The organism is Blautia sp. CAG:237 (genome assembly GCF_000436615.1).
Lineage (GTDB): Bacteria > Bacillota > Clostridia > Lachnospirales > Lachnospiraceae > Blautia_A > Blautia_A intestinihominis.
In genome coordinates this window covers 73,257-80,657 of the sequence record NZ_FR886711.1, presented here as the reverse complement: position 1 = coordinate 80,657, position 7,401 = coordinate 73,257, and the positions used below count along the sequence as shown (strand labels likewise).

Sequence of the window (7,401 nt, the reverse complement as noted above, 5' to 3'; positions counted from 1 at the left end):
AGACGTGTTGTTTTTTATGTTATGTCTTTTCCGTTTCAGGACAAATGTTTCCCTATTACGAAACATTATAAAAGAATTCGTCTATATCATCAATGCATAAGAGCTTTCTTTATTGCGAAATTTATTTATGAGGAAGACGATATGCAGAAAATACGACCGGACCTGGACATCGGCGGGAATATTCAGCAGATGCGTTATCAGAACAAGCTCACACAGGATCAGGTGATCGCCCGTCTGAATCTCATGGGAATCCCGATCTCCAAAAGCACTTACGCAAAGCTGGAAACAAACCGTATGAACATCAAAGTCAGTGAACTGCTCGCACTCTCACAGATTTTGCACTGCGATGTCGGGGAATTTTTCAAAAATCTCATATGATCCGTTTTTTCACTTTCTCATAAGTTTTCTTTTCATGTAGTCCATTTCGTACTTTTTATTTTCCCACTCAGACCCACCATAGAATCCCCGGAAACACTACCGACAATTTCTCAATACACAAACAAAAAAACACCGCCAGTCATTTCTGACCAGCGGCATTTCTCATTCCATATCCATTTTTTACTTTCCGATAGAAAATAATCGTCAATACAGTTGCTGCGATCCACCCGAACGGCCACGCCATCCAGATTCCCGTACTTCCAAATCTGGGCGAAAGCATCAGTGCAAATCCGATTCGAAGAATCAGGTCCGGAATCGTCGCGATGACAAAGTAGATCATTGCCCCGGAACCACGGATGATCCCATCTGTCATAAGTTTCACCACGATCATGAAATACCACGGCGAGACGATCCGAAGAAACATCACACCCGCATGGATCGCCGCTGAGCTTTCTGCATTCAGGAAAAGTCCCATCATCTGCTGGCCGAGTCCGAAATAAAGGACTACAAACGGAAGTGCTGTCAGCTCCGAAAGTTTCAGCCCTGTCCGAAATCCCATCGGAATCCTCTCCTGTTTTCCTGCGCCAATGTTCTGTGCCGTATAACTCGAAAGGCAGGAACCAAGCGTCATAAAAATATTGATCGCAAATGTATTCAGTTTGATCGCCCCGGAATATCCTGCAACGACTGCTGACCCATATCTGTTTACAATATCCTGGACAAAAAGGTTACCCACGCTCAAAACACTCTGCTGCAGAATACTCGGTACCGCAATTGCAAGGATCTGTACAAAAAGTTTCCTGTCAAACAGCGGCACTCTTTCCTTTCCTGCAAACTTCTGCAGTCTCACCAGCAATGTAACAAGCGCCAGCACCGCCGAAATCCCCTGTGCAATAAATGTCGCCCATGCAACACCGGCTACGCCCCAGTGAAGTTTCGCCACAAACAGAAGATCCAGGACAATATTTCCTGCCGATGATCCAAGCAGAAACCACAGCGGCGTCCTGGAATCACCAAGTGCAGTAAAAATCCCCGTACAGACATTGTACAGCATCAGAAAGATCAGTCCAAACACATAAATCTTAAGATATAGCACACCGTCCTGCATGATATTCTGTGGCGTGTGGATCCATTCCATCATATTGCGGCAGAAAAAATATCCATACACTGTCAGAATCACAGCAAGGCTCAGTGATGAGGCAAAAGCCGTCGTGACAGCACGCTTCACACCCTTGCGGTCACCCGCTCCAAACAGTCTTGATACGATCACAGATGCCCCAAGGTTCATTCCCACAGCAAATGCCATAAAAATAACAGTGATCGGGTAAGACGCCCCAACCGCAGCCAGCGCATCCTCTCCCGCAAATTTTCCCGCGATCATACTGTCCGCAATATTGTATATCTGTTGAAAAGCCACACTGAACATCATCGGAAGCAAAAAACGCCATAACGTTTTATCCGGATGTCCCTTTGTCAGGTCTGTAACCATTTTTTCCTCTTTTCTTCACAAAAGGGACGATCGCTCGTCCCTCATGATTTCTGTAAAATTATAACTGATGTATACTTCCGTTCAAAGTATCCGTAATGTCCTTGATGCTGACAGGTTTCGGGATATATCCGTTCATTCCCGCATCGCGGCAGTTTTTGCGGTCGCTTGCAAAGGTATTGGCTGTCATCGCAAAGATCGGAATATTGTTGTCATCGCAAATTTCGACATAAAGATTTGAGAGAGAATTTTTTGTTTTTCTATGACAACGTAAAAAGGAACTCCTTAAAATAAGGAATTCCTTCATCGTTAGTCGAAGTGACAGGATTTGAACCTGCGACCTCTGCGTCCCGAACGCAGCGCTCTACCAAACTGAGCCACACTTCGTTATTTCGTTGTTTAAATTTGTTATGTCGTTCAACGCAAGACATATTATATTATAGGGTATCGGAATTGTCAACAGGTTTTTTGAAAAAATTTAAAAAAATTTTCTGTTGGAATATAAGTGATTGTATCGTGTGTTTTGTTTGTATTATTCGAACTACAAGAAACATGCTTTGAGAGTTTCGCAAATTATCGCGGCAGTCGTCAAGATCTCCTATAAAATGAGGCATTTTGCCCGTTACTTCCTCTAATAATATATCCCCGCCCGCGGGGTGAGGCTCCGCGGGGCGGGGATATTATTTCTTCGGCGATAGGAGCGCCGGAGATAGCGTTATATTGGGGCGAAATCTTTCATCTCAAATACCACATCTGCCACATTCATAGTGGATTTCCTGTGTGGTACAAGAACCACCGTCTTCTCTTCTGCGGATTCTCTGAGGGATTTGAGGATGATGCCTTCGTTCAGGGAATCGAGGTTTGAGGTCGGTTCGTCCATGAGAAGGAATGGACTGTCATGAAGGAAAGCGCGGGCGATGCCGATTCGCTGTTTTTCGCCACCAGAGAGGGTGTCTCCGAGTTCGCCTGCTTCTGTGTCGTAGCCTTTGGGAAGGCGCATGATGAAGTCGTGGATGGACGCTTTGCGGGCGGCTTCCATGATCTCCTCGCGCGTCGCGCCCGGCTTGCCGATTGCGATGTTGTTGGCTATGGAATCATGGAACAGGTGGGTCTCCTGTGTCACGTAGCTTTCCATGTCGCGGAGATGCTTTGTAGGAATCTTTCGCACGTCTTCGCCGTCTACGTGGAGCGCGCCGGAATTCACATCCCAGAAACGCATCAACAGCTTGAGAAGTGTGGATTTACCAGAACCGCTCGCCCCGTGGATCCCCAGGATCTTTCCTGCCGGAATATCCAGTGAGTAATTGTCCAGAATCACTTCATTATCATATGCAAACGTCACATGCTCCGCATCTGCGCCAGAAAATGTCCATCCTGCAGCACCATTACCAACATCCTGCTTCGCAGACACTCCCACTCCATCAGATGCACTGGCAGCATCCCGTTTTAAACCATCCACTACCAAAGCAGACTTCCTCTGCCCTGCACCACTCTGCACATCAGCAGTCACATTCCTGCACGCCTGTGCACCAGGCATCCACTCGCCCTCAACTTCCTCTACCTGCGGTTTCTCCTCAAGGATCGACAGCACTCTCTCCCCGCTTGCAAGCGTCTGGTTGAGATTATTGGAAAGGCTTGACAGTGCCACAACCGGGCCGAAGGAGCCCATCATGGCGATCGTGCAGGTCAGCACTCCGTCATATCCGATACTGCCCTGTCCATACAGATTCAGCGTCAAAAACAGCATTCCGAAAGACGCGATCAGGATCACCAGATTCGTCACTGATCTCTGGCTTCCTTCCATCTCGCTCAACTTCTTCTGCATCCCCGCCAGTCCGTCAGACCTCTCCTGCATCTCATCCGCACGTTTCGCGCCCTGCTGGTACTGGATCGTCTCGTCCAGACCACGCAGAGAATCCAGCACAAAACTGTTCAGTTTGCCAAATTCCGTACGGAATTTCATACCGCTGCCGCCGCCTCTTCTGCCATTCCAGAGCGGGATCACAACGCCCACAACCAGATATGCCGCCAGTGCAAACACCCCTGCTGCCGGGTGATCGCCAGCAGTTTAAACGCAATAAAATGATTGCAGTACTGTTCCACATAATGCAGCACGCCACGCAAGCGTATAAATCGATGACGTAAACTTTACATATCGGGCATAATAGGCATCGAGAAATAGAATAAGTACATAAATCGATGCAACCTTGCTATTTCGGTATCATCGGCCTGGGTGGGTGCCGGGATGGTTACTTTACGCTAACTCACCTTCTATGAAGCTAACACATGTGGTTAGTTAAAGTCAACTTATATTACCACCTGGCAACCTGCTGCTGACTTTCTACGCTCTCTTCATTACTGCCCGACAGCCTCCAGCCAGCTTTCTACATTTTCTTCCTCACCGCCCGGCAGCCTCCAACCAACTCTCTACGGTGGCTTCTTTTTCGCTGATGACTTCGGCGATTTCTTTTATTGACATTCCCCTCTGAAAAAGAGCTTTTGCCGTTTTTCTGCGTTCGTTTATTTCGCACTCCTGACGCATTTCTTTCATCAATTCTTCTAATGCTTCGCACATACTACCCGTCTCTCCTTCTGTCTCTTTTAATTCTGATACTCGTTTTGACAAGATTTCACTATACATTTCATCTGCGTTCTTGCAATGCAGATCATGCATTAATCGTCCCAGGTCTGTGTCCTCGTTCTGAATTGAGGAGTTTACATATATGATATGTGCGCCATCTCCAAACATATCTCCCGTTTCTTCGATGACCCGATCTGCATGATAAATCGGCAGACCTTTTCCTGGTACGTCATCTCGTGTGATAAAGATCACGTAACTCTCCGGCAGCTCCTCATAATCCTGACCCGGATTTAATGTGTTCATATCCAGCAGGCCGCTGTGATAGCGTGCTCTTTTCGGCGATGCGCCTTCTGATTCCTGCTGGATTTCTACATTATATCTCTTATCTTTATCGTCCTTTGCCACGCAGTCAAGAATTGCTGATCTGCCCTGTAGATTCTTGTAATCCTTCTGGACAATGTGATCCACAACCTGCAGGTCCTTCATTTCCATTATGATACGCAGAATATATTCTGCACATTCGCGTTTCTTCAGTACATTTCGCATGAAGATATCATTCATGATCGTAAGTTCTTTTATTACGTCTTTGTATCTTATGTAGCGCTGTTCCAGTTCATTATCTGGAGCTATACCAGTGGTTCCCATTTCGATAACGTCCTCCATTCGTAATGATAAAATAATTTTGCAGTGTGTTTTATGTAATTTTTTATCAGCTTGAAATGTATTTTTTTAGAGTATTATCGGAATGTATTTTTAATTTTGGGTTTTTGTTTCAGAAAATTTTTGTCCTCTGTGCAGATGAAGTTTTTTCTGTATCAACTCCTTGTTTATAGTACTTTATGTTCTTAATTTTAACAGGAATTATATTTCTGGTCAACGAAACTTTTTATAAAGTTAGGTAAATATTTGTTTCTACTTTTTTTATTTTTTGCCTTTTGTCCGGGGGATTTTTCGCCTGGGTGGCGTAAGAAGACCGTCAAGGGACGTCGCCCGTCCCCTGACAACCCCTGGGCTGGGTGTTGGACGGAAATTTTGTCGTGTGGGGTGCCCTTTGAAAAATTCTCCTGGTGTTTCAGGTCGGGAGATTTTCGTATGAATGGGATTCTGGGTTGCGCTGTGGCTCCCTGAGTCTTGGGTTTTGTATGGGGTAGGGTGTCCTGTGGACACGCAGATTGTTGGTTGGGACTGGGGATGGTTTGTATAGATCTGATTTCTATTGGTATCCGAATCCACAAAATTCCCATAAAAAAATGGCCCAACCCACAATCAAGTAGATTCAAGCCAACAAAAAAATCTTAATAAATAACTCTCAGCCAACTCACCACCTCCAAACAAGCACTCTCCCCTCACATCCAGAAGGTTAGCAACGCCGTGCTCTCCGGCATATGCGCCTTCCCCGCAGTACAAGTCACCGTGATCATGATCATTCCCTTAATATTCCCATGACTGCTCCGCGTAAACCGACACGCGCTCAGCGGGATTCTCACCTTATTCGCACGAAGATCAACTTCGCACAGCTGCCCATGATTCTCATACTTAAGGGACGAAAGCCACCCCGTCATATCCTTGCCATCGATCCGGGAAATGCCATGTACCGGACAGATCGTAAGCTCGAGCCAACTTCCCCGGTTATTATTACGGATCACCGCAATATGCTCAAACCCCTGATGTGCCATGGAAAGGCGTGGGCCGCCGCCGGTACGATTCACCTGATGAAGCGCGATCCCCACCTCATAATTTCCCTTTTCAAGGACTTTTTCCAGGAAATTCGGCGTAGAAGATTCCTGCGAGATCGTAGTATCTTTTTTTACCTGTGTATCACTTCTGGTGATAGACAGAAGAAGTTCATAATCGACATTTTCTATCAGCTGGCGAAGCGATTCCTGCCGGGATCCTTCGCTCACTCCCAGACGGGTCAGATAAGACTGCGTGGACTGCAGAATGCGCTCGTACATCCTGAGTGCACAGATGCCAGCCTCAGTAAAAGTATACTGTTCCGTCAGATACCCATAATTTACACATTCCTTAAAAAAACGACTTACCGGACCGTGGCTCACACCACAGATATCAGCAACAGTCCCCACACAGCCACGCTTTTTTTCAATTTTTTCCAGAGTCATCAGATAGTTAATCTGAAGCAGTGAAGGATGGAGTAGATCTTTCATAGTTTATGTATATTCCTTTCCAGTAAAAAAACGAGCCAGTCTTACCATATATGAACATCCAGTTCCCTGCTGTTCCAGTCCACCGGTTCCTCGTCCTCATTCGCAAACGCGATCAGGGCATTTCCCTCGATGACAGGGTCCTGTCTCTGAATTGAAAATTCAAAAACATCAGAAGGAATGACAGGTTTCCCCTTATGCAGTTCCGCACGGATCCATTTTTGCTGATCTTTGTACCAGAGGCATCCCAGATCACTGTCTGGCTCCGTATCGATCTCAAGCTCAAACCAGCTTTTTTCTTCCTCGACATGAAGCCTGATATTCTGGGAAAAATCATGAAATTCCCGCGCGAACCTGCGGGGATACGTTTTTTCCATATAATAAATCCCCATCAAAAAAAACATAGTCTCCAGGTGCATACCGATAACTCAGATCCGTATACCGCAAAACTCTCTCAAAAGTCTCTCCATAATTCACAAAATTGCAAACCTGCCGGACTGTCTCCTCGCTGACGATATGCTCCATACGGCAGGCATCTTCCCTGGCGGTTTCACTTCCCACACCGACAAACTGCAGAAACTGAGCAAAAGTCTCATGCCGATACCCACACTCCACCCCCGTCAATAGCCCCAGCGCTTTTCGCGCCCAGCGAAACAGCCCTCCGCGTGGTCAGGAGGGGAGCGCGAGGGGAGAACGACCTTCGCAACTATGAGTGCCCTCCCCTCGCAAGGCTTTTCAAAGCCCTTGTCAGACTCAATAATATATCGTATATTATAACTAACACACAAAACTCC

At 46.4% G+C, this 7,401-nt stretch carries 7 protein-coding genes and 1 tRNA gene; 1 reads left to right on the top strand and 7 read right to left on the bottom strand.

What is annotated here, in order from left to right; all coding sequences use genetic code 11:
- Positions 1–141 precede the first annotated feature (141 nt).
- Positions 142–378, top strand: a complete 237-nt coding sequence (locus QZL69_RS04405; RefSeq protein ID WP_022214014.1) for a helix-turn-helix domain-containing protein — start codon at positions 142–144, stop codon at positions 376–378.
- 139 nt (positions 379–517) lie between these two features.
- Here QZL69_RS04405 and QZL69_RS04400 read toward each other — a convergent pair whose 3' ends face one another.
- The 7 genes from QZL69_RS04400 to QZL69_RS13930 all read right to left on the bottom strand — a co-directional run bounded on the left by QZL69_RS04400 (position 518) and on the right by QZL69_RS13930 (position 7,222).
- Positions 518–1,867, bottom strand: coding sequence for an MATE family efflux transporter (locus QZL69_RS04400; protein WP_022214013.1), 1,350 nt, complete (start codon positions 1,865–1,867; stop codon positions 518–520).
- 310 nt (positions 1,868–2,177) lie between these two features.
- A tRNA-Pro gene (locus tag QZL69_RS04395) sits at positions 2,178–2,251 on the bottom strand.
- A 328-nt stretch (positions 2,252–2,579) separates the two neighbouring features.
- On the bottom strand, positions 2,580–3,905 hold the full coding sequence (locus QZL69_RS04390) for an amino acid ABC transporter ATP-binding/permease protein (RefSeq protein ID WP_291518269.1): 1,326 nt from the start codon (positions 3,903–3,905) through the stop codon (positions 2,580–2,582).
- A 357-nt stretch (positions 3,906–4,262) separates the two neighbouring features.
- On the bottom strand, positions 4,263–5,090 hold the full coding sequence (locus tag QZL69_RS04385) for a PD-(D/E)XK nuclease family transposase (RefSeq protein WP_022214011.1): 828 nt from the start codon (positions 5,088–5,090) through the stop codon (positions 4,263–4,265).
- Between the two features lie 701 nt (positions 5,091–5,791).
- Complete coding sequence (locus QZL69_RS04380; protein ID WP_022214010.1) at positions 5,792–6,610, bottom strand: hypothetical protein; 819 nt, start codon at positions 6,608–6,610, stop codon at positions 5,792–5,794.
- Between the two features lie 41 nt (positions 6,611–6,651).
- Positions 6,652–6,984, bottom strand: a complete 333-nt coding sequence (locus QZL69_RS04375) for a hypothetical protein (protein WP_291518266.1) — start codon at positions 6,982–6,984, stop codon at positions 6,652–6,654.
- Complete coding sequence (locus QZL69_RS13930; RefSeq protein ID WP_298090021.1) at positions 6,941–7,222, bottom strand: iron dependent repressor, metal binding and dimerization domain protein; 282 nt, start codon at positions 7,220–7,222, stop codon at positions 6,941–6,943. The genes QZL69_RS04375 and QZL69_RS13930 overlap by 44 nt, the downstream gene beginning before the upstream one ends.
- Between the last annotated feature and the right edge of the window lie 179 nt (positions 7,223–7,401).

Bases quoted from the DNA above. Each gene is read 5' to 3' on its own strand.
- QZL69_RS04380 (WP_022214010.1), bottom strand. From the start codon at position 6,610: ATGAAAGATCTACTCCATCCTTCACTGCTTCAGATTAACTATCTGATG.
- QZL69_RS04385 (WP_022214011.1), bottom strand. From the start codon at position 5,090: ATGGGAACCACTGGTATAGCTCCAGATAATGAACTGGAACAGCGCTAC.
- QZL69_RS04400 (WP_022214013.1), bottom strand. From the start codon at position 1,867: ATGGTTACAGACCTGACAAAGGGACATCCGGATAAAACGTTATGGCGT.
- QZL69_RS04375 (WP_291518266.1), bottom strand. From the start codon at position 6,984: ATGGAAAAAACGTATCCCCGCAGGTTCGCGCGGGAATTTCATGATTTT.
- QZL69_RS04405 (WP_022214014.1), top strand. From the start codon at position 142: ATGCAGAAAATACGACCGGACCTGGACATCGGCGGGAATATTCAGCAG.